Annotated in this window: 21 protein-coding genes; 12 read left to right on the plus strand and 9 right to left on the minus strand. The window is 70.3% G+C overall.

What is annotated here, in order from left to right; genetic code table 11:
- Positions 1 to 57: 57 nt before the first annotated feature.
- From aqpZ to ABDW59_RS01030, 5 genes are all read left to right on the plus strand, one after another.
- A complete protein-coding gene (gene aqpZ, locus ABDW59_RS01010) occupies positions 58 to 738 on the plus strand; it encodes an aquaporin Z (protein WP_343627479.1) in 681 nt (226 codons plus the stop codon).
- 154 nt (positions 739 to 892) lie between these two features.
- Positions 893 to 2,266: a cytochrome ubiquinol oxidase subunit I gene (locus tag ABDW59_RS01015; RefSeq protein WP_343627480.1), complete on the plus strand. Its 1,374-nt coding sequence runs from the start codon at positions 893 to 895 to the stop codon at positions 2,264 to 2,266.
- Positions 2,263 to 3,279 (plus strand): cytochrome d ubiquinol oxidase subunit II, encoded by a 1,017-nt coding sequence (locus ABDW59_RS01020; RefSeq protein ID WP_343627481.1) that lies wholly within the window; start codon positions 2,263 to 2,265, stop codon positions 3,277 to 3,279. The genes ABDW59_RS01015 and ABDW59_RS01020 overlap by 4 nt, the downstream gene beginning before the upstream one ends.
- Positions 3,280 to 3,335: 56 nt before the next feature.
- A complete protein-coding gene (locus ABDW59_RS01025; RefSeq protein WP_343627482.1) occupies positions 3,336 to 3,998 on the plus strand; it encodes an amino acid ABC transporter permease in 663 nt (220 codons plus the stop codon).
- 100 nt (positions 3,999 to 4,098) lie between these two features.
- Positions 4,099 to 5,034: a DMT family transporter gene (locus ABDW59_RS01030; protein WP_343627483.1), complete on the plus strand. Its 936-nt coding sequence runs from the start codon at positions 4,099 to 4,101 to the stop codon at positions 5,032 to 5,034.
- A 27-nt stretch (positions 5,035 to 5,061) separates the two neighbouring features.
- Here ABDW59_RS01030 and ABDW59_RS01035 read toward each other — a convergent pair whose 3' ends face one another.
- Positions 5,062 to 5,280 carry a hypothetical protein gene (locus ABDW59_RS01035; RefSeq protein WP_343627484.1) on the minus strand — a complete coding sequence of 73 codons (219 nt, stop codon included), beginning with the start codon at positions 5,278 to 5,280 and terminating at the stop codon, positions 5,062 to 5,064.
- A gap of 264 nt (positions 5,281 to 5,544) precedes the next feature.
- Between ABDW59_RS01035 and ABDW59_RS01040 the strand changes: the two genes are divergently transcribed.
- Positions 5,545 to 6,300 carry an MBL fold metallo-hydrolase gene (locus ABDW59_RS01040; protein WP_343627485.1) on the plus strand — a complete coding sequence of 252 codons (756 nt, stop codon included), beginning with the start codon at positions 5,545 to 5,547 and terminating at the stop codon, positions 6,298 to 6,300.
- A 31-nt stretch (positions 6,301 to 6,331) separates the two neighbouring features.
- Here the strand turns inward: ABDW59_RS01040 and ABDW59_RS01045 are convergent, their stop codons facing one another.
- A complete protein-coding gene (locus ABDW59_RS01045) occupies positions 6,332 to 7,456 on the minus strand; it encodes a hypothetical protein (protein WP_343627486.1) in 1,125 nt (374 codons plus the stop codon).
- Positions 7,457 to 7,573: 117 nt separating this feature from the next.
- Between ABDW59_RS01045 and ABDW59_RS01050 the strand changes: the two genes are divergently transcribed.
- Positions 7,574 to 8,602 carry an ankyrin repeat domain-containing protein gene (locus ABDW59_RS01050; RefSeq protein WP_343627487.1) on the plus strand — a complete coding sequence of 343 codons (1,029 nt, stop codon included), beginning with the start codon at positions 7,574 to 7,576 and terminating at the stop codon, positions 8,600 to 8,602.
- A 12-nt stretch (positions 8,603 to 8,614) separates the two neighbouring features.
- Here ABDW59_RS01050 and ABDW59_RS01055 read toward each other — a convergent pair whose 3' ends face one another.
- The 5 genes from ABDW59_RS01055 to ABDW59_RS01075 all read right to left on the minus strand — a co-directional run bounded on the left by ABDW59_RS01055 (position 8,615) and on the right by ABDW59_RS01075 (position 13,625).
- Positions 8,615 to 9,835: a glycerophosphodiester phosphodiesterase gene (locus tag ABDW59_RS01055; protein ID WP_343627488.1), complete on the minus strand. Its 1,221-nt coding sequence runs from the start codon at positions 9,833 to 9,835 to the stop codon at positions 8,615 to 8,617.
- A gap of 202 nt (positions 9,836 to 10,037) precedes the next feature.
- Complete coding sequence (locus ABDW59_RS01060; protein WP_343627489.1) at positions 10,038 to 11,006, minus strand: DUF2145 domain-containing protein; 969 nt, start codon at positions 11,004 to 11,006, stop codon at positions 10,038 to 10,040.
- Positions 11,003 to 11,494 carry a hypothetical protein gene (locus ABDW59_RS01065; protein WP_343627491.1) on the minus strand — a complete coding sequence of 164 codons (492 nt, stop codon included), beginning with the start codon at positions 11,492 to 11,494 and terminating at the stop codon, positions 11,003 to 11,005. The genes ABDW59_RS01060 and ABDW59_RS01065 overlap by 4 nt, the downstream gene beginning before the upstream one ends.
- A 491-nt stretch (positions 11,495 to 11,985) precedes the next feature.
- Complete coding sequence (locus ABDW59_RS01070; RefSeq protein WP_343627492.1) at positions 11,986 to 12,558, minus strand: hypothetical protein; 573 nt, start codon at positions 12,556 to 12,558, stop codon at positions 11,986 to 11,988.
- Positions 12,559 to 12,731: 173 nt separating this feature from the next.
- Complete coding sequence (locus ABDW59_RS01075; protein WP_343627493.1) at positions 12,732 to 13,625, minus strand: LysR family transcriptional regulator; 894 nt, start codon at positions 13,623 to 13,625, stop codon at positions 12,732 to 12,734.
- Between the two features lie 102 nt (positions 13,626 to 13,727).
- Between ABDW59_RS01075 and ABDW59_RS01080 the strand changes: the two genes are divergently transcribed.
- The 4 genes from ABDW59_RS01080 to ABDW59_RS01095 all read left to right on the plus strand — a co-directional run bounded on the left by ABDW59_RS01080 (position 13,728) and on the right by ABDW59_RS01095 (position 19,102).
- Positions 13,728 to 14,873, plus strand: a complete 1,146-nt coding sequence (locus ABDW59_RS01080; protein WP_343627494.1) for a C4-dicarboxylate ABC transporter — start codon at positions 13,728 to 13,730, stop codon at positions 14,871 to 14,873.
- Between the two features lie 102 nt (positions 14,874 to 14,975).
- On the plus strand, positions 14,976 to 15,410 hold the full coding sequence (locus tag ABDW59_RS01085) for a response regulator (protein WP_343627495.1): 435 nt from the start codon (positions 14,976 to 14,978) through the stop codon (positions 15,408 to 15,410).
- A 77-nt stretch (positions 15,411 to 15,487) separates the two neighbouring features.
- A complete protein-coding gene (locus ABDW59_RS01090; protein WP_343627497.1) occupies positions 15,488 to 17,356 on the plus strand; it encodes a diguanylate cyclase in 1,869 nt (622 codons plus the stop codon).
- A gap of 171 nt (positions 17,357 to 17,527) precedes the next feature.
- Complete coding sequence (locus ABDW59_RS01095) at positions 17,528 to 19,102, plus strand: methyl-accepting chemotaxis protein (RefSeq protein WP_343627499.1); 1,575 nt, start codon at positions 17,528 to 17,530, stop codon at positions 19,100 to 19,102.
- Positions 19,103 to 19,135: 33 nt separating this feature from the next.
- On the opposite strand, the gene ABDW59_RS01100 is transcribed toward ABDW59_RS01095, so the two are convergent.
- Positions 19,136 to 19,672 carry a carboxymuconolactone decarboxylase family protein gene (locus tag ABDW59_RS01100; RefSeq protein WP_343627501.1) on the minus strand — a complete coding sequence of 179 codons (537 nt, stop codon included), beginning with the start codon at positions 19,670 to 19,672 and terminating at the stop codon, positions 19,136 to 19,138.
- A 168-nt stretch (positions 19,673 to 19,840) separates the two neighbouring features.
- On the opposite strand from ABDW59_RS01100, the gene ABDW59_RS01105 reads away from it, so the two are divergent.
- Positions 19,841 to 20,875, plus strand: coding sequence for an AraC family transcriptional regulator (locus ABDW59_RS01105; RefSeq protein ID WP_343627502.1), 1,035 nt, complete (start codon positions 19,841 to 19,843; stop codon positions 20,873 to 20,875).
- A 45-nt stretch (positions 20,876 to 20,920) separates the two neighbouring features.
- Here the strand turns inward: ABDW59_RS01105 and ABDW59_RS01110 are convergent, their stop codons facing one another.
- Complete coding sequence (locus ABDW59_RS01110) at positions 20,921 to 22,177, minus strand: MFS transporter (RefSeq protein WP_343627722.1); 1,257 nt, start codon at positions 22,175 to 22,177, stop codon at positions 20,921 to 20,923.
- Between the last annotated feature and the right edge of the window lie 69 nt (positions 22,178 to 22,246).

Here is a 22,246-nt window from a genome sequence, read left to right on the forward strand (position 1 = left end):
ACGGACGAGCGTGGGACGCGAGAGGCCGCGATGCGCCTTGGCTAGGGAGGGTTCCTCATGAAGAAGTACATCGCCGAGTTGATCGGCACGTTCTGGCTGGTGCTGGGCGGCTGCGGCAGCGCCGTGCTCGCGGCGGCGTTTCCGCAGCTGGGCATCGGGTTGCTGGGCGTGTCCTTCGCGTTCGGCCTGACGGTGCTGACGATGGCCTTCGCCATCGGGCACATCAGCGGCTGCCATCTGAATCCCGCGGTGTCGGTGGGCCTGTGGGCCGGCGGCCGCTTCGAGACCAAGCAGCTGCTGCCCTACATCGTGGCGCAGGTCGTCGGCGGCGCGATCGCCGGTGGGGTGCTGTATCTGATCGCGAGCGGGAAGCCGGGGTTTGCGGTCGGCGGCTTCGCGTCCAACGGGTTTGGGGAGCACTCGCCGGGCGGGTATGCGATGGGCGCGGCCTTGCTGTGCGAGGTGGTGATGACGGCGATGTTCCTGTTCATCATCATGGGCGCCACGGACAAGCGCGCGCCGCAGGGCTTCGCGCCGATCGCGATCGGGTTGGCGTTGACGCTGATTCACTTGATCAGCATTCCGGTGACGAACACGTCGGTGAATCCGGCGCGGAGCACCGGGGTGGCGTTGTTCGCCGAGCCTTGGGCGCTGCAGCAGCTGTGGGCGTTCTGGGTCGCGCCCTTGATCGGCGGGCTGCTGGGCGGCGGGGTGTATCGGGCGGTGATGAGCGATTGAGCGGCTGGCGAAGGGGCGAAGACCCTCTCCCCCACCCTCTCCCGCAAGCGGGCGAGGGAGTTAAGAGTCCCTAGGACAAAACGTCCTAGGTCAATCCGTCCTAGGACGATCTGTCTCTTCCTTGCGATCGCGCATTGCCCAACACTGCGCGGCCATGGACTCCCTCATCCTCGCGCGGCTGCAGTTCGCGCTCAACATCACCTTCCACATCCTCTTCCCGACGATCACCATCGCCCTCGGCTGGGTCGTCCTGTTCATGCTCTGGCGCTGGCGACGAAGCGGCGATGCCGTCTGGCTCGCCGCCTACCAGTGCTGGACCAAGGTCTTCGCCCTGAGCTTCGCCCTCGGCGTCGTCAGCGGCGTGACCATGAGCTTCCAGTTCGGCACCAACTGGCCGGGCTTCATGGAGCGCGCCGGCAACATCGCCGGCCCCTTGCTCGGCTACGAAGTGCTCACCGCCTTCTTCCTCGAAGCCGGCTTCCTCGGGATCATGCTGTTCGGCCGCGAGCGCGTCAGCCCGCGGATCCACTTCATCGCGACCGCCACGGTCGCCTTCGGCACCACGCTCAGCGCCTTCTGGATCCTCAGCCTCAACTCCTGGATGCAGACGCCCACCGGCTACGAGATCCGCGACGGCGTGATGCATGCGGTCGACTGGTGGGCCATCGTCTTCAATCCGTCCTTCCCCTACCGCCTGGCCCACAAGCTGCTCGCCTCCGGTCTGACCGCGGCTTTCCTGCTCGCCGGCGTGAGCGCCTGGCAGATGCTCAAGGGCGTCGCCCGACCCGAGACCCCGCGCGTGATGCGCGTCGGCCTGACGATGGCGGCTGTGCTGATCCCGCTGCAGTTCCTCGCCGGCGACATGCACGGCCTGAACACGCTCCAGCATCAGCCGGCCAAGATCGCCGCGATGGAAGGCGTGTGGACCACCGAGCGCGGCGCGCCGCTGCTGCTCTTCGCGATCCCCGACGAGCAGACCCAGGAGAACCGTCTGGCCGTCGGCATCCCGCGCCTGGCCAGCCTGATCCTCAAGCACGATGCCGACGGCGAGATCCGCGGCCTGAATGAGTTCCAAGGCGCGCATCCGCCCGTGAAGCCGCTGTTCTTCGGCTTCCGCGTGATGGTCGGCATGGGCGTGGCCATGCTGATCGCGGGCTGGGGCGGCTGGTGGCTGTTCCGGCGCTCGGGCTGGACGCGGCTGCCGCGCGCGTGGCTGTGGGGCCTGTCGCTGATGAGCTTCTCCGGCTGGATCGCGACGGTGGCCGGCTGGTACGTGACCGAGATCGGCCGGCAGCCCTTCATCGTCTACGGCCTGATCCAGACGCACGAGGTGGCGGCGCGCAATCCGAGCGCCATGATCGCGGCTTCGCTGGCCGGCTACGCCACCGTCTATCTCGCACTGCTCGTCGCCTACATCGCCGCCATCAAGCGCATGGCGGAGAAGGGCGGGAAGCCCGTCGCCATCGATGCCGCCACCGATACGGCCGCCAGCGGTGCGGCGCCCGTGATCTCGAGGACTTTCGCATGAACGCGCTCACGCTGACGAACGCCCCCGACGGCGGCCTGCTCCCCGTGATCTTCATGGGCCTGATGGGCCTGTCGCTGCTGATCTACGTCGTGCTCGACGGCTACGACCTGGGCGTGGGCATGCTGTCCGGCGGCGCGCCGGAGGCCGACCGCGATCGCATGGTCGCGTCCATCGGTCCCTTCTGGGACGCCAACGAGACCTGGCTGGTGCTGGCCGTCGGTCTGCTGCTGATCGCCTTCCCGAAGGCGCAAGGCGTGGTGCTCACCGCGCTGTATGCGCCGGTGGTGCTGATGCTGCTGGGCTTGATCCTGCGCGGCGCGGCCTTCGACTTCCGCGCCAAGGGCGACCCGGCGCACAAGCGGCGCTGGGACCTGGTCTTCGCGGGCGGCTCGCTGCTGGCCTCGCTGTGCCAGGGCTGGATGCTGGGCCGCTACGTGACCGGCTTCGACGACGGCGCCGGCGCGCTGGGCTTCGCGGCGGCGATCTCGATCGCGTTGACCGCCTGCTATCTGCTGCTCGGCGCGGGGTGGCTGGTCATGAAGACCGAGGGCCGTCTGCAGGAACGCGCCATCGGCTGGGCCAAGGCGGCGTGGCCGGCCGTGGTGGCGGGGTTGCTGATCGTCTCGGTCGCGTCGCCCGCGCTCAGCGCGACGGTGCGAGAGCGCTGGTTCTCGCTGCCCGGCGCGATCGCGCTGGCGCCGCTGCCGGTCATCGCGCTGCTGGCCATGGTCGCCGCGCGCGGGCTGCTGAACTCGCATCGCGCGCGCGGCAAGCTGTGCTGGACGCCGTTCGCGCTGGTGGTGCTGGTGCTGACGCTGAGCTTCTTCGGACTCTCCTACAGCCTCTTCCCCTTCGTCGTCATTGACCGCATCACGCTGTGGGACGCGGCGGCCGCCGAGGAGTCGCTCCGGTTCATGCTCTTCGGGGCTGGGGTCACCATCCCGGTCATTGCGGCCTACTCGCTGTTCTCTTATCGCGTGTTCTGGGGGAAGACGAGGCTGCTCGCTTACTGACCGACGTCCTGCCCCGTTGATGGCAACATCCGTGCTTTGCGCGCCGCCACCCACTCATGGACCTGCCCTCGCTCGTTTCCCTCGCCCAGATGGCCTGGCCGGTGATGCTCAAGGGCACCGGCTACACGCTCGTCTTCGCGGTGATGTCCATGATCTTCGGCCTGCCGCTGGCGGGCCTGATCACGCTGATCCGCGTGCTGGGCGTGTGGGGACTGGATTCGATCGTCAAGGTCTACGTCAGCGCGATGCGCGGCACGCCGCTGCTCGTGCAGGTCTTCATCGTCTACTACGGCCTTCCGAGCATCGGGATCGAGTTCTCCCCGCTCGCCGCCGGCGTGCTGACGCTGACGCTCAACGTCGCCGCCTACATGAGCGAGACCCTGCGCGGCGCCATCGGCGCGGTGGAGCAGGGCCAGTGGCTCGCCGGCACCAGCCTGGGCCTTAGCCGCCGTCAGACGCTGCGCTACATCATCGGCCCGCAGGCGCTGCGCGCGGCGGTGCCCAGCCTGTCCAACAGCCTGATCTCGCTGATCAAGGACACCTCGCTGGTCTCGGTCATCGCGGTGACGGAGCTGATGCTCGCGACCAAGGAGCTGATCTCCACCACCTTCCAACCCTTCCCGCTCTACATCGCCGCCGCCTGCATCTACTGGATCCTCAGCTTCGCCTTCGAGCAGCTGCAGAAGTGGATGGAGAAACGGATGGCCTATCCGCATTGAGCGGCCGACCTTCGTCGTCCCCGATCCCCGCCTCGTCGCGGCGCCGCGCCGTGCGATTACTCGCCGGATCGACGAGACCGCCCGGGCATAGTCCCTTCCCATGAGCTCCGCCCCCCACGCGCCCGCCGCCGCCGCGCCGTCCCATGTCGGCACCCACCTGCGCCTGACCGGCATGGCCGTGCTGTGGGGCGCTTCCTGGCCCTGGGGACGCGTGCTGGCGCAGTCGCTGCCGCCGCTGGCCGCCGCGGCCTGCCGCTTCCTGCTGGCGACGGTGCTGCTGATGATCTGGCTGCAGCGCAGCGGGCGGCTGAGCGCGCTGCGCGGTTGGAGCGCCTCGCGCTGGGCCGGCATGGCCCTGGCGGCGAGCTTTGGCGTGTTCGGTTACGCGACCTTCTTCATGCTCGGCCTGAAGCAGGTGCCGGCCGGCAAGGCCGCGCTGGTCGTCACGATGAATCCCGCGATGACGCTGCTGCTCGCGGCCTGGATCTTCAAGGAACACCTGAATCGCGTGATCGGCCTGGGCATGGTGCTCGCCGTGGTCGGCGCGATCACGGTGATCACGCGCGGCGAGCCCTGGCATGTGCTTGACGGCCGCGTCGGCAGCGGCGAGCTGCTGTTGCTCGGCTGCGTGGTGTGCTGGGTCGCGTACACGCTGATCGGCCGGCGCGTGATGGCGGGCGTGGACGCGCTGACGACGACCGGCGTCACCGCTGCGATCGGCGCGACCCTGCTGTTGATCACCAGCCTCGTCGTCGAAGGGGCCGCCGCCTGGGCGGCCGTGCCGCAAGCGCCGATGAAGGTCTGGGTCTGCCTGGTCGCGCTGGCGGCGGGCTCGACCGCCGTGGCCTACGCCTGGTACTTCGAGGGCGTGAAGGCGCTGGGCGCCGGCGCGGCCTCGGGCTACATCACCCTGGTGCCGGTCTTCGGCGTGGCCTTCTCGGCGCTGTGGCTGGGCGAGCGCATCGACGCGTCGCTGCTGGTCGGCGGCGCAATGGCCATCGGCGGCACGGTGCTGATGAACGTCGGCCGCCGCTGAGGCATCAGCCCGGGCGGCCTTGCTCGCTCACTTGCGCGACGCCCCCAGCAGCACGACGCCGCCGACCGCGATGGCGGCGATGCCGGCCCACAGCGGGATGTTGACCTGCTTGGTCTCCTCGACCTTGAGCTCGATCGGACCCAGCTTGGCGGCGGTGTTCTCCTTCGTGTACGAGAACCCGCCGTAAACCAGTCCGAGCACGCCCGCGACGATCAGGACCACGGCGATGAGACGAATGCCACCCATGGCGTCCTCCAGAAGTTGTTGATGTGAGTTGTCCATCCCCCGGCCACTGCCGTACGGCGTTTCCGGGGTGAGCCATTGAAGCGCTCTTGTGCGCTGGCGCACGTAGGACGGCGCCGCGTCTGGAAGCAGGAAGAGGACGCGCTCGACCTTGCGATGCATCAAGACCCGGCTCGATGTTCACGCGCCATCGCCCACGCGCCCGCGCGAGAGCCGACCCGCTCGCTATCGTGGCCGCTTTCAAAAATGGGAAGCAGGGAAGCGGCGATGCCCATCGAACTCTTCAGCGGCGGCGGGCATCGATGCCTGATGTTCAGCGACTTCGGCCATGACGACGGCGTGCAGGCCAACCAGTTCCTGATCGTGGACGACGGCACCGGCGCGATCGTCGATCCCGGCGGCAACCTGGCCTACAACGATCTCTACATCGGCATGACCGGCTGCTTTCCGCCGCATCGGCTGTCGGCGATCGTGGCCTCGCATGCGGACCCGGACATCATCGCGTCGCTGGACCGCTGGATGACGGCGACCACCGCGCCGGTCTACATCTCGACCATTTGGGAGCGCTTCATCCCGCATTTCTGCAAGCCGGGCAAGACCACCGGCCGCGTGGTCGGCATCCCGGACCGCGGCATGCACATCCCCATCGGCGCCTCCGAGCTCATCGCGCTGCCCGCGCATTTCATGCATTCGGAAGGCAACTTCCAGTTCTGGGATCCGGCCAGCGGCATCCTGTTCTCGGGCGACCTGGGCGTGTCCATCGGCGTCGATCCGGGGAAGACGATCTCGGACCTGCGTCCGCACATCGCGTCCATGGAGGCTTTCCACCGCCGCTACATGGTCAGCGGCAAGGTGCTGAAGCTGTGGGCCGAGATGGTCCGTCCGCTGCCCCTGCGCATGATCGTGCCGCAGCACGGCGCGCCCCTGGTCGGCGAGGCGATCCACCAGTTCATCGACTGGGTGGGCACGCTGCAATGCGGCATCGACCTGGTGTCGCAGCGCGATTACGCGGTGCCGAGCTGACGCCTCCGACGCCCGGAGCTGCGGCGCATGCTCAATGCTTCTTGGGATCGCCGCCGGTCGCGCGGGTGGTGAGGTCCTTGGCCCAGGCGAAGCCCTTCTTCGCGACGTCGATCGCCTGCGAGGCCGCATCCGCCGTGTTGCTCAGCACCTGCTCGCCGCTGGGCAGGCGCTCTTGCGTCCAGCTCGCGGCCTTCTTCGCGGCGCCGGCCGCCTGCGACGCGGCGTCCGCGGCCACCCGAGCCGCCGACTGCGCCGTGTCCCAGGCCTGCGCCGCGGCGGCGGTCGTGGTCGAGCGCACCTGATCGGCGCTGGGGAGCTGCCCCTGCGTCCAGTCAGCCGCGCCGACCAGCACCGTCCGCACCTGGCCCGCCGCGCCGCCGGCCGCGCTCATCGCCTGGTTCCACCGCTTGGACAGCTCGCCCGCCGGTGCGGTGGACAGCAAACGGGTGACGGTCTCCAGCGCCTCGGTCTCCTGCGCCGTCAGCGGCCCGCCGGCCTCCAGCATCCCGCGCAGGAACACGCCCAGCTCCTTCGCGATGGCCGCGTGGTTGCAGTCCGGATTCATGTGCAGGAACTCGGCGCCCTCGATGGCCAGCGCTTCCAGCTCGCTGCCCATCAGCCGCGCCTCGACGACGGCGACCGATTGCTCGACGAAGGGTCGGCTGAGGCCCCAGTCCGCGACCAGGTGCTCGATCAGGTACTGGCGCTCGGCGGCCTCGATGCTGCCGTCGACGGCGGCCAGGCGCAGCGCGAGCGGGGCGACCAGGTCGAAGAGCGCCAGGCCCAGTGTGTCCAGCGGCGTGTTCAGGTACTTGGGGATCTCGATGACGCGATCGCCCTTGGTCGAGCTCAGCAGCCGGTACATGCCGTAGCAGGCGCCGCCCGAGGCCAGCGCCGCCAGCGCGACCACGCCCAGCGGCGTGGCGGAGGCGCCGATCAGCGACGCGACCATGCCGGTCTTGGCGACCGCCGCGCCCGCGCCCGCGGCACCGAGCACGTCCCAGACCTCGCGGCCGCGATTGATCATGCGCAGCGAGGCGTAGGCGGCCTCGCCGATGGCGAGCTTGGCCTTGAAGCGCAGCGGGTCGGCGACGACCTGGTCGACCCCCGTCAATTCAGGGGCGGGCAGGAGCAGCAGCGGCGGGGTCGGGGACATGCGGGAGGACTCCATCGTTGGGGCGCGGCATCGGAGCGGGCGGCTCGCGACGTCCGGCAAGTCTAGCGAGTGCTTCTGACAATGCCTTTCTCGGCCCTGCCGTGCCAAGATCGACCCATGCCCGACGCGCCGACACCGCCGCCGCCATCGCCATCGCCGCCGATCAAGGAGACCGCCATCGAGCCCTTCATCGAACGTCTCAAGCGCCGCCGCGTGGTCGCGGCCGCGCTCGTGATTGCCGCGATCGTGGGCGGCGTCGCGAGCTTCACCGATTCCGCGAGGAAGCTGGTCGACCTGGTCCGTCCGTCCAAGGCCGCGGATCCGCGCGAGCAGCTCGCCAAGCTGAGGCTGCGCTTCGACGCGGACGCTTTCGTCGCGGCCGCCGCGAAAGGCGACGAGGTCGCGGTGAAGCTCTACCTGGCGGCGAGCATGCCGGTGGATGCGCCCTCGCGCGAGGCGGGCGGCGCGACCGCGCTGATCGTCGCCACGGACGCGCGCAGGACGGAGGTGGTGAAGCAGCTGTTGGCCGCGCACGCCGATCTCGCGGCCCGCGACGGCAATCGGATGACGGCGCTCGCGCTGGCCGCAAGCCGTGGCGATGTGGCGCTGACGACGCTGATGCTGGCGGCGAATCCGGATCCGGCCGTGGTCCGCAACGCCTGGAGCGACGCGGCCGAGGCGGGTCAACTGGAGGTGCTCAAGCTCATCGCGCCGCGCGTGCGCGCGGAGCAGCCCGGTCTCGCGACGGCGACCTTGTTCAGCGTGGTGGGGGTGGACGATGCGCCCTCGCATGCGGGCCAGGGTCAGGCGCAGGTGGTGGCGTGGCTGCTCGATCAGGGCGCCGATCCGCGCGCGGTGGACGAGAAGCGCTGGACGCTGGTCCACCACGCGGCGTACCACGGCGCGGCCGAGGTCGTGCGTCAGTTGCTTGATCGCGGCGCCGAGGCCGACGCGCGCGACGCGGAGGGCGCCTCGCCGCTGTGGTGGGCGGCGGGCGTGGGGCTGCGGGACACGGCGCGCGTGCTGCTTGAGCATGGCGCCGATGCGCGCCTGGCCGCGAAGGACGGGACGACCGTCATGGCGCGCGCCCGCTACAACAAGGATGAGGAGATGGTGGCCTTGTTGAGGGAGCGGGGAGCGCGCTGAAGCAGTGGGCGATCAGCGCTTCCCGACGTACGCGTCGATCGCCTTGCGCGCCAGGAAGGACTGGTCGCTGAAGAGTCCGTCCATGCCCAGCTTGAGGAAGACCTCGATCTGGCCGGACAGATTGCCGATCGCGGTCGGATCGGCGCTGCTGTCGAAGTCGTCGGGCAGGAAGACGTTCTCCGCGCGGAAGGTCCAGCCGTGGACGACGAGCCCCGCCGCATGCGCGTCCTTCACCAGCGAGGTCGGCGTGCCCAGGCGGCCCCCCACCAGCGGGATCATCAGCGAGGTGTTGGCGCCGATGCCCTGCGCGTAGCTGCTGATCTCCGCGAGTCCCGCGGGCTTGGCGAGGTCCGCATAGCTGCGGCGGTCGCCGCTCAGCGTGAAGTCGTAGGGCTGGCCCGAACCGTTGAGCAACTGCACCAGCGGCACGCGCGTCATGCGCTTGAGCTTGCGCAGGTTGCCGACCTCGAAGGACTGGATGAACACCGGCGCGTCCGCGCCCCGGTAGCCGTAGCGGTCGAGCAGCCGCACCAGCGGCTCTTCCAGCGGCTTGCCGATGCCGGCAAAGTAGCTGGGATGCTTGGTCTCCGGATAGACGCCGATCGGCCGAACACGGTCAGGGCCGTGCCCATGTGCGTGGCGATCTCCCTTGCCATCGCCGCGTCCGTCGCGGGCCGCTTCGCGCCGGCGCTCGTTGGCCTGCTGGACCAGCTGCAGCACCTCCTCGAAGGTGGGAATTTGGAACATGTCGTTGAAGCGCGTGTTGCCCGCGCGGATCTGCGGAATGCGCTCGCGGGCCCGCAGGGTCTTGAGCTCGGCCAGCGTGAAGTCCTCGGTGAACCAGCCCGTGATCGCGACGCCGTCGATGGACTTGGTCGCCTTGCGGGACGCGAACTCGGGCCGCTCGGCCACGTCGGTGGTGGCCTCGCGCACCGAGCCGTCCGGGTTGAGGATGGCGATCGCGTTCTCGTGACGCGCCACCAGCACGCCGTCCTTCGTGAGCACCAGATCGGGCTCGACGTAATCGGCACCTTGCTCGATGGCCAGCCAATAAGCCGCGAGCGTGTGCTCTGGCACGTAGCCGCTGGCGCCGCGATGCGCGATCAGCAGGGGTGCGCGGGGACGGGCGGCGCTCTCCGCGTTGGCGTCATGCGCGCAGGCGCTCATCGGCAGCGCGAGCACCACCGCCACCAGGGCGACGGCGGACTTCAGGACGGGGTGAAGCAACTTCATCGGGGCCTCTTCTTTGGCGGTTAAGAACGCGTGAAGGGTAGAGCCCGCCGGATGAAGCTTTGATGATGGGGAGTGCCGCCTGGGGGCTCTCGAAACAGCTCTTACATCCGCTGTCCCCGGCATCGGTGTCGCGATGCGGGAAGGGACGGACCGATTCGACGCTTTGACGCTCGGCCGCCTGGCGGCTTGGCCGATCAGCCGATCAGTCGGCCAGGGTCAGGACCTCGTCGCCCTCCGAGGCGCTGCAATCGGCGGGCAGCGGCGACCAGCCGCGTCGCACGACGAGGCGGCGGTCGACGGCGCAGAACTCGATGCGCCGCGCCTGCGGCACGCGCTGATGCGCGAAGGCCTCGAGCGCCGCGGGCGTCGAGACGCGCAATCGCATGGCGTAGAGGTCGTCGATCGGGTGGTCGTCGCTGTGGACCAGCGGCACGAACTGCGCCGCGAACATGACCAGGTGCGAGGGCACCACCACCGGCGCCGGGTCGTAGCCTAGCGACTTCAGCCAATCCTGGGCCTGCTCCCGCGTCGGGAGTGTTGCGGTCGGAGCGGCCGGCGCAGTCGTCTTCACCGGCGCGGATTCGGTCCCCGCGTCTTGCGCCCTCTCATGCCAGGCAAAGCCCATCATCTCGGCGACCCACTGGTTGCAGTTCTGATAACGCGTCGCGAAGGCATAGGCGCTGGCGCTGTAGCGCGAGGACAGCAGCGTGAGCGCTTGGCGGTTGTCGAGCGCGACTTGCGCCAGCCGCTCGCCCTCGATGCCGGGCAGCGTGACGATGGACAGGCGGGTCGGCGCGGTGTTGCCGGCGCTGAGCAGGAAGCCGGCCAAGCCCTGGTCGAAGAGGCGCGCCTTCGATTCGTCGCAGGCGTAATAGAGCTGCCGCACCGACCATGGCGAGTTGCGGCTGTCCTTCAGCGCGAGCCCGCTGTGCGAGTAGTTGATGTGGAAGCGGCTCAGGTCCGTGCCCGAGCGCGACACCAGCGCGGCGACCGCGTCGCCGCCTTCGAGCTCGCGTCGCGCGATGGCGACGAGCTGGAGCTGGCGGTCCTGCTCGGTAGCGCTGATCTCGGAGGAGCGGTCGCAGAAGGTGGCCGCCTGCGCGGTCTGCGCGGCGGCCATGATGACGACGGAGAGAACGCCCAGCGCGGCGAGCCGCGCCGTGCGGATCACAGCGTCACCGGATGCGAATCGAGCTCGCGATGCCAGTCGTCGCGCAGCGCGAGCAGGAAGGCTTGCTGGTTCTCGGCGCGGGCGAACTCGAAGCCGTAGGCGCGCTGGCGGGCCAGCACGCGGTCGCCGGCCTGCAGCGGCTTGGTGGCGACGGCCGCGTCGGGGACGTACAGGACGAAGGGCTGACCGCCTTCCGCGTGCACCGGCTCCAGCTGCAGGCGCGTGGTGCCGGCGCGGCCGGGCGCGGCCTCGGCGGTGACGACGCGGTACTCGCCTTCCGCGACCTTGCGGTCACGGCTGGAGCTGTCGCTCGATTGACCGATCGAATCGGACAGCTGCCGCGAGGACACCGAGCCCGCGCTGGAGGCCGAGGCGGCGAAGCTCTCGGCATGCGCCGGGGCGCCCGTCAGGGTGGCCAGCGCGGCCAGGACGACGACGGTCGCGAATGCGGACAGGACGAGGAGAGGGCGTTGGGTTCGAATGCGCATGTCGACTTCCAGAAGGCTGATCGGCCGGCCGCCAGTTCGTGCGGTCGGACGGCGCAAGCATAGGCCAAGCTCGTGCTGGAGCGTGCGGTCGGCTTTAGCGATCGCACCGGCGAAAGAGATCGCAGGTGTCCTCGATCTGATCGTCCATCATCGACGCGTCAATGGTCTTATCGAGGTGGTAGTCCGCATCGACTCGACGCTCTCGCTGCTGGTCGAGCAGTCGGGACAGGTCCAGCGAGCGATGGACGAGGTCCTCGCCGCAACGAGGGTCCGGAGCGCCGAGCCGGCGTATCAGCTGTTCATGGGTCCCTCCGAGCGCGCGTACAGCGCTCTTGTGCGGAAGCCCTTCCTCCCAATGGAGGCAACGATGGGATGCCGCGTAGTACGCCCGCGAGACGGCGGCGCGTCGATCGCCCTCCGTGCGCGCGCGAGAGGCCTGGTCACAAGCCGTCCGCTTCAGATCTCGAGTTCTGACCGGCATCGCGCGCCCTTCACGTGGGTTGACGGGTGCCGGCGGTCACCGCGGCGGCCTCGGCGGCCAACTCCGCCTCCTCCTCGGCTTGGCGCGCCTTCTTGCAGGCGTCCCAGTCCGCAGCGTCGTAGGGATGCGGTGACCGGAAGGAGAAGAGAAATCCCTTGACCCAGTGCGTGAGGGGCGCAATGAGATCGCCGAACTCGCGGGTGAGCTGATAGGCGCGATACGTGTTGGCGTCGACGTTCAACGCCACGGAGACGTGCTGCTCGCCGCATTCGTCCATCCAGAACCGGATCTCCGCAGGGCCGCTGCAGATCTTGACCTCGCTGTCACGGATCACGCTGGCAGCGAAGCGGAGCCGCCAGAGGATGTCGAGGCAAACCTGATCCTCCTGTCCGACGACCCGAATCAGCGCATCCGGCAGCTGAGCCCAATCGACTGGCGTTCTCTCGGGTGCGGGATGCCTGCTGGGGGCGCCGAAGGACATCTCCGGGTGCCGGAGCAGAAAGATCAGGGCCTCGAGCCCGATCGGCCGTTCGTGCACTTGCGGTGGCGTCAGATCGACGCCGTTCACGATCACTTCATTCATCGCGCTGTCCTTTCTCGACTGCAGATCCATCCCGGATGGCTCCCAGTTTCTGCAGCAGACGCGCGCATTTCGATCCCTCGCAAGAGCGTTTCGACGGGGGATACCGATCCGAACAGGTGTTCCCCACGCCCATCCTCACAAGGAGGGACCGCCTCGATGTGCGGGGGGAGGGGTCAGGACTTGCCTGCGGTGATCGCCTCGGCCAGCGCGCGGAAGGCGAGGGCGCTCGGGCTGGGCGCATGGCCGCGGTGCCAGATCATGGTGAGCTCCCGCGCGATTCGCATGTCGCGGACCTTGAGCTCCACGAGCACGCCCGCCGCGAGCTCCTCCGCCACCGAGCGCCGCGACACCCACGACACCGCCCGCCCCAACCGCAGCAGCCGCTTGATCGCCTCAGGACTGCCGATCGACAGCTTGGGCGCCAGGCTCAAGCCCAGCGCCGCGTAGGCGCGCTCCACCACCTCGCGCGTGCCGGAGCCCGGCTCCCGCATCACCAGCTCCGCCTCGCCGACCGCTGCGGCCGTCAGCCCGCGCCGCTTCGCGAGTGGGTGGTCCGCGCCCGCCACCGCCACGATCAGGTCCTCGCCCAGCGAGCGGGCGTCGAAGGTCTCCGTGTCATGCGGCCCCTCGATCAGACCGATCTGGGACTCGAAGGCGCGGACCTGGGCCTGCACCTGTTCCGTGTTGGACACCGACAGCGCCAGCGTCACGCCCGGATGCCGCGCCCGATAGGCGTCCAGGAGGGGCGGCAGCACGTAGGCGCCGGTGGTGCGGCTGGCCGCGATCGTCAGCTGACCGCGCTGCAGGCCGGTCAGCTCGGCCATCGCGCTCTCGGCCGCGTCGGCCAGCTTGAAGATCTGCGCGCCGAAGCCCGCCAGCAATCGCCCCGCCTCGGTCGGCAGCATGCCGCGCGGCAACCGGTCGAAGAGCACCACGCCGAGCCGCTCCTCCAGCGCGCGGATCTCGCGGGTCAGCGCGGGCTGGCTCACGTGCAGGTGCTCGGCGGCGGCGGTGACGCTGCCGGTCTCGACGACCGCCTGGAAGGCGGCGAGGTGGGTGAAGTTCATGCGGGATGCCCGGGCGAGCCACGGCCTGGAATGCCTCAAAGGCATCGATTGGATCAGAAGAATGTATTTTCAATATCCGTCGCCGCTCCCTAGAGTGACGCCATGAACCTCCGCCTCCCCCAGGCCGCCGTCCGCGGCTTCACGCCCAACTGGTTCGCCGTCACCATGGGCACCGGCGCCGCCGCGCTGGTGCTGGCCGCCTTGCCGCTGCACGGCCGCGCCGCCGAGCTCGCTCACGCCGCCGCCCAGGGGCTGTGGGCGCTCGATGCCGTGCTCTTCGCTGTCTTCCTCGGTTTGCTGCTCGCGCGTCTGGCGTCGGACCGCGGTGCGCTGCGCGAGCTGCTCGAGCACCCGCTGCAGTCGCTGTTCTTCGGCGCGCTGCCCATGGGCCTGGTGCCGGTGATCAACGGGCTGGTGATCTTCAACGGCGGGCCGTGGGCCGTGTCGCTCGCGCTGGCGCTGTGGATCGCCGATGCGGCGCTCTCGGTGCTGGTCGCGGTGGCCGTTCCCTACTGGGTCATCACGCGCCAGGATCACCGGCTGGAGCGCGTCACCGCCGCGCTGCTGCTGCCGGTGGTCGCCCCCGAGGTCGCGGCCTCCAGCGCCGCGGTGCTGGCGCCGCATCTCCCCGCCGTCACCGCGCAGTGGGTCACCGGCGCGGGTTACGTGCTGTGGGGCATCTCCGTCCCGCTGGCCTTCTCCCTCCTGACCCTGGTGCTGATCCGGCTGATCCTGCACAAGCTGCCGGCGCGCGAGCTGGGCGTCACCAGCTGGCTGACGCTGGGTCCGATCGGGACCGGCGCGCTGGGCCTGCTCACGTTGGGCGAAGCCGCCGCCCACGCCTTCGCCGGCGCTCCGCTGGCCGAGGCCATGGGCGCGGCGCGCGATCTGGGCATCGTCGGGGCGCTGCTGCTCTGGGGCGCGGGTCTGTGGTGGCTGGCCGGCGCGCTGATGTTCACGCGCCATTACCTGCGCGAAGGTCTGCGCGAGGGCCTGCCCTTCAACCTGGGCTGGTGGGGCTTCACCTTCCCGCTGGGCGTGTACACGCTGGCCACGCTGAAGCTGGCGCAGGTCACCGGCTTCGGCGCGCTGTCCGATCTGGGCCTGGCGCTGGGCGCGCTGCTGCTGGCGCTGTGGGCGCTGGTGGCGCTGCGCACCGCGCTCGATCTGGCGCGAAAGGCGGCCCGTCTGCGCAGTCCGTCACGCACCGACGCGGTCGCGCTGTCGGGTCCGGCGGCGCTCGGCTGACCGGCTCACGGCTGTAGGTCAAGCGCCTACAGCCGACGGCGGCTCCGACGTTCAGCGGGATCGGCGCCCGCACGCTGGCGATCCCGGTCCCCAGACGCGACCATGGGCACCATGAAAGTCGCTGTCATCGAAGATCACGTGCCGGTCCGCCAACTCCTGGTGCGCCGCGCCGAGAAGCTGGCCGGAATCACCGTCGTCGCCCAGGCGTCGGGGGAAGACGAGGCGGTGGCCGCCGTCATGGCCACCTCGCCCGACGTCGTCCTGCTGGACCTGGGACTGGCGCAGGGAACCGGCCTGTCCGTGCTGTCGCGCATCCGCCGCCGCGAATTCGCCGGCCACGTTTTCGTGCTCTCCGCGGAAGCGGGCGAGACCCACGAGTCTCTTTGCCGCCAGCGCGGCGCCGACGGTTTCTACGACAAGGCCTTCGACTTCGAGCGCCTGCTGTCCGATCTCCACGACCTGTGCCAGCGCGGCGCAGCCAATTCGCCCCACGCCGGCTTCCTGCGGGACGGGGACCGCCGCGTGGTCAACGGCTGAGGCCGGGCCCCGCCTCTCTCCCTGACAACGCCACCATCCCCAGGCGCCACGACATCACGACGACCGGAGGACCCCTCATGAAGTTCGCCTGGAATCCCCCCGGCCGCATGGCCACCTGGTTGATCGTTGGCAATGTCCTGCTCGTGGTGGCGCTGGTGGCGATGACGACGCTGAGCCTGCTCGGCCACCGCCAGACGGAGACCGATCGCGCCCGCGACGTGGTCGAGAACCTCGCCCAGAACATCGCGGTCGAAGTGGGCGCCGAGCTGCGCAACACCGACAACGCGCTGGCCACCGTGGCGCTGCGCTTCCGCAGCGAGCGCCGGTCCGCCGGTCAGGAAAGCATGGTCGCCCACCTGATCGAGGAGCAGCGCGGCCTGCTGCCCCAGGTCTCGGCGCTGCGCATCACCGACGTCAACGGCACGGTGGTCGACGGCCTGATGCCGGGCGAGCGCGCATTCAACATTGGCGACCGCGACTACTTCGCCCAGGCCCGCCGCACCGACGGAATGGTTGTCTCCGAACCGCTGAACAGCCGTGCGCAGGGCCACTGGTGCGTCATCCTGGCCCGCCGCCTGATCGACCACGAAGGCCGCTTCGCCGGCATCGTCTATGCGGTGGTCACCGCGCAGCATTTCGTCGACCGCTTCAGCAGCGTCGCGCTGGGCCCGTCGGGTGCGGTGTCGCTGCGCTCGGACGCGATGGGCCTGGTGGCGCGCTACTCCGCCGGCGAGCCCGGCTCGACCAAGGGCTTCGGCGCCCGCACCTTGTCCGAGCAAGCGCTCAAGAGCCTGGCCCTGAACCGCGAGCGCGGCGTCTACGTCACGCCGACCGCGCTGGACAAGGTCGAGCGCATCACCGCCTACCGCAAGGTAGCCGGCTATCCGATGACCCTGTTCACCGGCATGAGCACCGATTACTTCCTGGCCGGCTGGCTGGTGCAGGCGCGCCAGCAGACGCTGCTGGCCCTGCTGGTGGCGCTGGCGGTGGCAGGCGCCTCCTGGCTGATCCATCGCACGCACCGCGGCGAGCGCCGTTCCAAGGATGCGCTGCAGCGCCTGGCGCGTGAGCAGGACGCGATGCTGCAGAACGACCTGATCGGCATGATCCGCGTGCGCGACGGCCACGCCGTCTGGGGCAACCGCGCGCTGGAGCGCATGTTCGGGCTGGCGTCCGGTGAGTTGGTCGGTCTGCCCGCCGACGTGCTCTTCCTGAGCCCGCGCGAGCACGCCTACATCCGCGACGTCGGCACCGCGACCATCCGTTCCGGCGGCCGCTTCCAGACCCAGCTGCGCATGCGCCGCCGCGACGGCAGCGAGTTCTGGGTGGACCTGCACGGCACGGTGTTGTCGGAAACCGAGTCCCTGTGGATGCTGGTCGACATCGACGCGCTCAAGCGCAGTGAGGAACAGGCCCAGCATCTGGCACTGCGCGACGTGCTGACCAACCTGCCCAACCGCCGCCTGTTCGAGGAAAAGCTGGGCGACGCGATCAACGGCGCGCGCCGCACCGGTCGCGGCTTCGCGGTCTGCTACCTGGACCTGGACGGCTTCAAGCCCATCAACGACCGCCACGGCCACGAGGCCGGCGACGAGGTGCTGACCCAGGTCGCCCGCCGGCTGCAGGAGCTGCTGCGCTCCAACGACGTGGTGGCGCGGCTGGGCGGCGACGAGTTCGCGCTGCTGCTGTCCGACGTGCATCGCGTCGAGGAAGTCGAGCAGACGCTGCAGCGCTGCCTGTTCTCGATCCAGCGTCGCATCACCCTGGACAGCGGCGAGAAGGTCTCGGTGAACGCCAGCATCGGCGCGGTCCTGGGCGGCTCGGCCGACAGCTGCCGCGAGCTGCTGCGCGCCTCCGACGAAGCGATGTACGCGGTCAAGCGCAGCGGCAAGGGCCAGATCCAGGTCGTCGAGCACGCCCATCCGGCCTGGGCCGTCGCCGCCTGAGCCGAATCCGATCCGGGCTCGGACCTTGCCGATGCCGGCCTGAGGCCAGGCTGGTGCGTCCGCGCGCAGGACGCCCGGAGGTCGCCCCTGTGGGGGACATGCGCGATTTCCTCTCAACTTTTCCGGCCGGAGCGCCGATGCTGAGAGGGAAAAGTCGTAGGGAGCGATCAAATGAACATTCAACACTGGCGCCTGTCCGCCAAGCTGGGGGCGTCCTTCGGCACGCTGGTCGCGCTGTGCGCGCTGGTGGGCGGCATGGGTCTGCTGCAGATGAGCCAGATCCATCGCAGCACCACCGAGATCGCCGACGACTGGATGCCCAGCATCCAGAGCATGGCGGCCATCCGGGTCAAGGCCAATCAGATCCGTCGCATGGAGCCGGACCACCTGCTGTCCGAGGACGCGGCCGAGAAGGAGCGCATCGAGCGCTCGATCGCCAAGGCGCGAGAGGAACTGGCCCATGTCGAGCAGAGCTATCAGCCGCTGATCGGCAGCGACGAGGAGCGCCGGCTCTATGAGGCCATCGTCGCCACCCGCGACGCCTACTTCCGGACGCAGGAGACGCTGCTCAAGCTCTCGCGCGGCGGCGAGGCGTCGGGCGGCGAGACCCGCGCCTACTTCCGCGGCGACTCGCGCAGCTCCTTCAACAGCTGGGTCCAGGCCATCGAGCGCAGCGCCGACTACAACGCGGCGGGCGGGGCCCGCTCGCGCGAGGCGGCCGCGCGCAGCTACGCGACAGGACGGGGCCTGAACATCACGTTGACGCTGGCGGCGCTGGTGGTCGCGGCGACGCTGGCCTGGTTGCTGATGCGCCATGTGCGCGGTCTGCTGGGCGGTGATCCGGCGGACGCCGCGAATCTGGTGCGGCAAGTCGCCGAGGGTGACCTGAGCGGCCACATCGAAGTGCGCGCCGGTGACGAGCGCAGCCTGATCGCGGCGCTCAAGGCCATGCAGAACAGTCTGCGGCAGGTGGTCGGCGGCGTGCGCCAGGGCAGCGAGTCGGTCGCCAGCGCCAGCGCGCAGATCGCGATGGGCAATGGCGACCTGAGCCAGCGCACCGAGGAGCAGGCCAGCGCGCTGGAGCAGACCGCGGCCACGATGAGCGAGCTGGGCGCGACAGTGCGCCTGACCTCGGAGAACGCGGCGCAGGCGGACCAGTTGGCGCGCTCGGCCACGGACGTCGCGCAGCGCGGCGGGCAAGTGGTGCAGCAGTTCGTCGACACGATGAAGGGCATCAACGACAGCAGCCGGCGCATCGCCGACATCATCGGCACCATCGACGGCATCGCCTTCCAGACCAACATCCTGGCGCTGAACGCGGCGGTCGAGGCGGCGCGCGCGGGCGAGCAGGGCCGCGGTTTCGCGGTGGTGGCGAGCGAGGTGCGTTCGTTGGCGCAACGCAGCGCCGAGGCGGCCAAGGAGATCAAGACGCTGATCAGCACCAGCGTCGAGCAGGTCGAGCACGGCACCAGCCAGGTCGACCAGGCGGCGGCGACCATGGACGAGGTGGTGGCGGCGATCCGCCGCGTCACCGAGGTGGTGGGCGAGATCAGCAATGCGACGCGCGAGCAGTCGCAGGGCGTGAGCCAGGTGGGCGAGGCGGTCGGCCAGATGGACCAGGTGACGCAGCAGAACGCCGCGCTGGTCGAGGAATCGGCCGCCGCCGCCGAGGCGTTGCGGCAGCAGGCCGATGCGCTGGTGGCGGCCGTCGCGCGATTCCGCACCGGAGACGGCGTGGATCGCTGAGCGACGCCGGCCCCGGCGCGTGCCTGATGACGCTCAGGCCGGGATCGGGAAGTCCACCGGCGTGTCGTTGACGCGGTTCACCAGGTTGGTGAAGGTGATCAGCGAGATGACCAGCATCGCCTCGACCAGCTGGGCCGAGCTCCAACCCGCGTCGAGCACCGCCTGCACGCGCTCGGCGGGCACGGTCCCGCTGCTGGAGGTCAGCTCGCGGGCGAAGTCCACCAGCGCGCGGCGCTTGGCGTCCTCGACGGACTCGCCGGCGCGCAGCTGGCGCAGCTCGTCGGGCTTCAGGCCGGCCATCTTGCCGATCAGGCTGTGCGCGGCCACGCAGTAGTCGCAACCGTTGTGCGCGCTGACGGCGACACGAATTGCCTCGATGTCGGCGCGGGACAGCGCGCCCTTGGCGAGCACGCCGTCGCCCTCCAGCATCAGCTGGAGCGAGGCGGGGCTGAGCGCGCCGATCAGCGCGTAAGCGTTGGGCAGCTTGCCGGCGGCCTTGCGGATCTGCTCGAACAGCGGTTGAGCCGCTTGCGGGGCGTCGGCGACGGCGGGGGCGATGAGGCGGGACATGGCGATTCCTTTCGAGTGTCGTGAGGACCGGAGCGCGGATGGCGACGGTCCGTTGCGAGGGCTGCAGTGCTTGTCTTGCAGTGACTCCAATGTAGGAATCGCCGCCCCTGGCGCGAATGCCCGTCCGTGCCTGTCTAATGCCCGTTCGTTTCAGGCAGGGGAGTTCGGATGGACGTGAACGCGGACGCGGGAATCGGCGCGGGAATCGGCGCTGGAAGCGGGGGCGGCGTCGCCGATCTGCCGGGTTCTCCCCAATCGCCCGATGCCGGCGAGTCGACGGGGATGCTGGATCGGCTGCTGGCGCTGGTCGACGTCGACGGCCGGTTGGACGTGCGCTGCGAGCTCGGCGCCGGATGGGATCTGGCGCAGGACGCGGCGGACGGGCATCACATGCCCTTTCACGTGCTGCTCGACGGCGAGGCGCTCGTCGACGCCGACGGTCTGAATGCCGCGACGATGCGGGCCGGCGACGTGCTGATGCTCCCGGGAGGCGGCGCGCATCGGCTGCGCGATCGAGATCCGGCGAGCCTGATGCGGCCCGGCGAAGGTGCGCTGTTGTGCGGCCGCTTCGTCGTGCCGGCGGCGTCGGCGAAGCTGGTGCGTGCGCTGGTGCCGCCGGCGTTGCTCGTGCGAGGCGAGGGGACGGACTCCCGATTGACCCGGCTGCTGGCGCTGATGCGCGAGGAGACCGATGCGCCCGGCGAGGGCGGGGCCGCCCTGCTGCGGCACCTGTCGGGCGCGCTGTTCGCGGTCGCCTTGCGGGCCGCGATGGCGGCGTCGACATCGCCAACCACAACGACAACGAACGCGGCGAATGCCGGCGTGCTAGCGCTGAGCGCGCATCCCCGGCTGGCCGCCTTGGCGGTGGCCCTGCTGCGCGAGCCGGCCGCTGACTGGACGTTGGAGGGGATGGCCGAGCGCGCGCATCTGTCGCGCTCATCGTTGATCCGAGCCTTCCAGGCCGCGGCGGGCGTGTCGCCGGCGGACTTCCTCACGCAGATCCGCATGACCGAGGCGGGCCGTCGTCTGCGCGAGGGGAGCGAGTCCGTGGCCGCCATCGGCGAGGCGGTCGGCTACGCCTCGGAGGCCGCGTTCCAGCGGGCGTTCAAGCGCGAGACCGGGCTGACGCCCGCCGCTTGGCGCGCCGCCGGCGAGGCTGCCGCGACGACCGCCTTGCCCGAGCGCAAGCGGCTCGCGGGCTGAGGCTCAAGCCCGGGCTCGAAACCGGGCCGATGACTGGGCTTGGGCTCAGGCTCGGGCGGCCCGGACCTTGGGCCCATGGCGCCAGGTCAGCAGCGTGCCCAACGTGATCGCGGCGACGGCGAAGGCCGGTCCGCCCAGGGCGCCGATGCGGTCGACCAGCATCCCGCCGCCGATCGCGCCGCTGGCGATGGCGATCTGGAAGGCCGCGACCATCAGGCCGCCGGCACCCTCCGCCTGATCGGGCGCCGCACGGACGATCCAGGTCTGGAAGCCGACCGGGAAGGCGCCGAAGGCGAAGCCCCACAGCACCACCGCCGCCGCCGTCACCCACGCGGAGCCGCCCGCCGCCAGCAGCGTCGCCGCCAGCACCACGATGAGCGAGCCGCCGGCCAGGATGGCGCGGCGCTCGCTGCGCTCGGCCAGGAAGCCGCCGGCCAGATTGCCGAAGAAGCCGCCGATCCCGTAGCCCAGCAGGATGGCGGTGATCGAGCTCACCGGCAGATGGGTGACGTCCTCCATCAGCGGGCGGATGTAGGTGAAGCCGGCGAAGTGGCCCGAGATCACCAGCAGCACCGCCATCAGCGCGACGCGCACGCCGGGGCGGGTCAGCAGCTCGCCCAGCACGCGCAGGTCGGGGTTGTCGCGCGGAGGCAGCTTGGGCAGGGTCAGGACTTGCCCGGCCAAGGTCAGCAGGCTGACAGCGCCGGCCGCGATGAAGGCGCTGCGCCAGCCCCAGGCCTCGCCCATCCACGCGCCGATCGGCGCCGCGCAGACGGTGGCCACCGACACGCCGGTCAGGATCAGCGACATGGCCCGCGCGAAGAGCCGGTCCGGCACCAGCCGCATCGCCAGCGCCGCCGCCATCGACCAGAAGCCGCCCAGCGCCATGCCCAGCAGCACGCGCGCCGTGAGCAGCACGCCCAGGCTGGAGGCGGTGGCCGCCATCGCGTTGGACAGCACCAGCAGCAGGGTCAGCGCGATCATGACCAGGCGCCGGTCGAAGCGTCGCGTCAGCAGCGGGATGGCGGGCGCGGCGACGGCGCCGACCAGCGCGGTCGCGGTGACCGTCTGGCCGGCCGCACCGGCGCTGACGTGCAGGTCCGAGGAGATCGCGGTCAGCAGGCTGGCGGGCAGAAATTCCGCCGTCACCAGGCCGAAGACACCCAGCGTCAGCGAGCCGATGGCAGCCCAACGGGCGGGCGTTTCGGCGGCGGGCGCGGGCGCGGCGGCGGGGGCTGTCGAGGCCGCGGCCCCGGCGGCGGTGGCGCCGCCTGGGAGCGCGGCGGCGCGGGGAGGATCCAGGCAATCGGTGCAGGAAGTAGACACGGCGGCAACGTGGAGAAGTCTCAATGGCCGTCAGCTTATGGATAG

Origin of the sequence: Roseateles sp. (genome assembly GCF_039595295.1) — a bacterium.
GTDB lineage: Bacteria > Pseudomonadota > Gammaproteobacteria > Burkholderiales > Burkholderiaceae_C > Roseateles.

Coding starts and splice junctions, on each gene's coding strand:
- ABDW59_RS01035 (WP_343627484.1), bottom strand. CDS start 5,280: ATGGGTGGCATTCGTCTCATCGCCGTGGTCCTGATCGTCGCGGGCGTG.
- ABDW59_RS01075 (WP_343627493.1), bottom strand. CDS start 13,625: ATGAACTTCACCCACCTCGCCGCCTTCCAGGCGGTCGTCGAGACCGGC.
- ABDW59_RS01030 (WP_343627483.1), top strand. CDS start 4,099: ATGAGCTCCGCCCCCCACGCGCCCGCCGCCGCCGCGCCGTCCCATGTC.
- ABDW59_RS01055 (WP_343627488.1), bottom strand. CDS start 9,835: ATGAAGTTGCTTCACCCCGTCCTGAAGTCCGCCGTCGCCCTGGTGGCG.
- ABDW59_RS01065 (WP_343627491.1), bottom strand. CDS start 11,494: ATGCGCATTCGAACCCAACGCCCTCTCCTCGTCCTGTCCGCATTCGCG.
- ABDW59_RS01040 (WP_343627485.1), top strand. CDS start 5,545: ATGCCCATCGAACTCTTCAGCGGCGGCGGGCATCGATGCCTGATGTTC.
- ABDW59_RS01080 (WP_343627494.1), top strand. CDS start 13,728: ATGAACCTCCGCCTCCCCCAGGCCGCCGTCCGCGGCTTCACGCCCAAC.
- ABDW59_RS01070 (WP_343627492.1), bottom strand. CDS start 12,558: ATGAATGAAGTGATCGTGAACGGCGTCGATCTGACGCCACCGCAAGTG.
- ABDW59_RS01050 (WP_343627487.1), top strand. CDS start 7,574: ATGCCCGACGCGCCGACACCGCCGCCGCCATCGCCATCGCCGCCGATC.
- ABDW59_RS01085 (WP_343627495.1), top strand. CDS start 14,976: ATGGGCACCATGAAAGTCGCTGTCATCGAAGATCACGTGCCGGTCCGC.
- ABDW59_RS01090 (WP_343627497.1), top strand. CDS start 15,488: ATGAAGTTCGCCTGGAATCCCCCCGGCCGCATGGCCACCTGGTTGATC.
- ABDW59_RS01100 (WP_343627501.1), bottom strand. CDS start 19,672: ATGTCCCGCCTCATCGCCCCCGCCGTCGCCGACGCCCCGCAAGCGGCT.
- ABDW59_RS01020 (WP_343627481.1), top strand. CDS start 2,263: ATGAACGCGCTCACGCTGACGAACGCCCCCGACGGCGGCCTGCTCCCC.
- ABDW59_RS01105 (WP_343627502.1), top strand. CDS start 19,841: ATGGACGTGAACGCGGACGCGGGAATCGGCGCGGGAATCGGCGCTGGA.
- ABDW59_RS01015 (WP_343627480.1), top strand. CDS start 893: ATGGACTCCCTCATCCTCGCGCGGCTGCAGTTCGCGCTCAACATCACC.
- ABDW59_RS01095 (WP_343627499.1), top strand. CDS start 17,528: ATGAACATTCAACACTGGCGCCTGTCCGCCAAGCTGGGGGCGTCCTTC.
- aqpZ (WP_343627479.1), top strand. CDS start 58: ATGAAGAAGTACATCGCCGAGTTGATCGGCACGTTCTGGCTGGTGCTG.
- ABDW59_RS01025 (WP_343627482.1), top strand. CDS start 3,336: ATGGACCTGCCCTCGCTCGTTTCCCTCGCCCAGATGGCCTGGCCGGTG.
- ABDW59_RS01045 (WP_343627486.1), bottom strand. CDS start 7,456: ATGTCCCCGACCCCGCCGCTGCTGCTCCTGCCCGCCCCTGAATTGACG.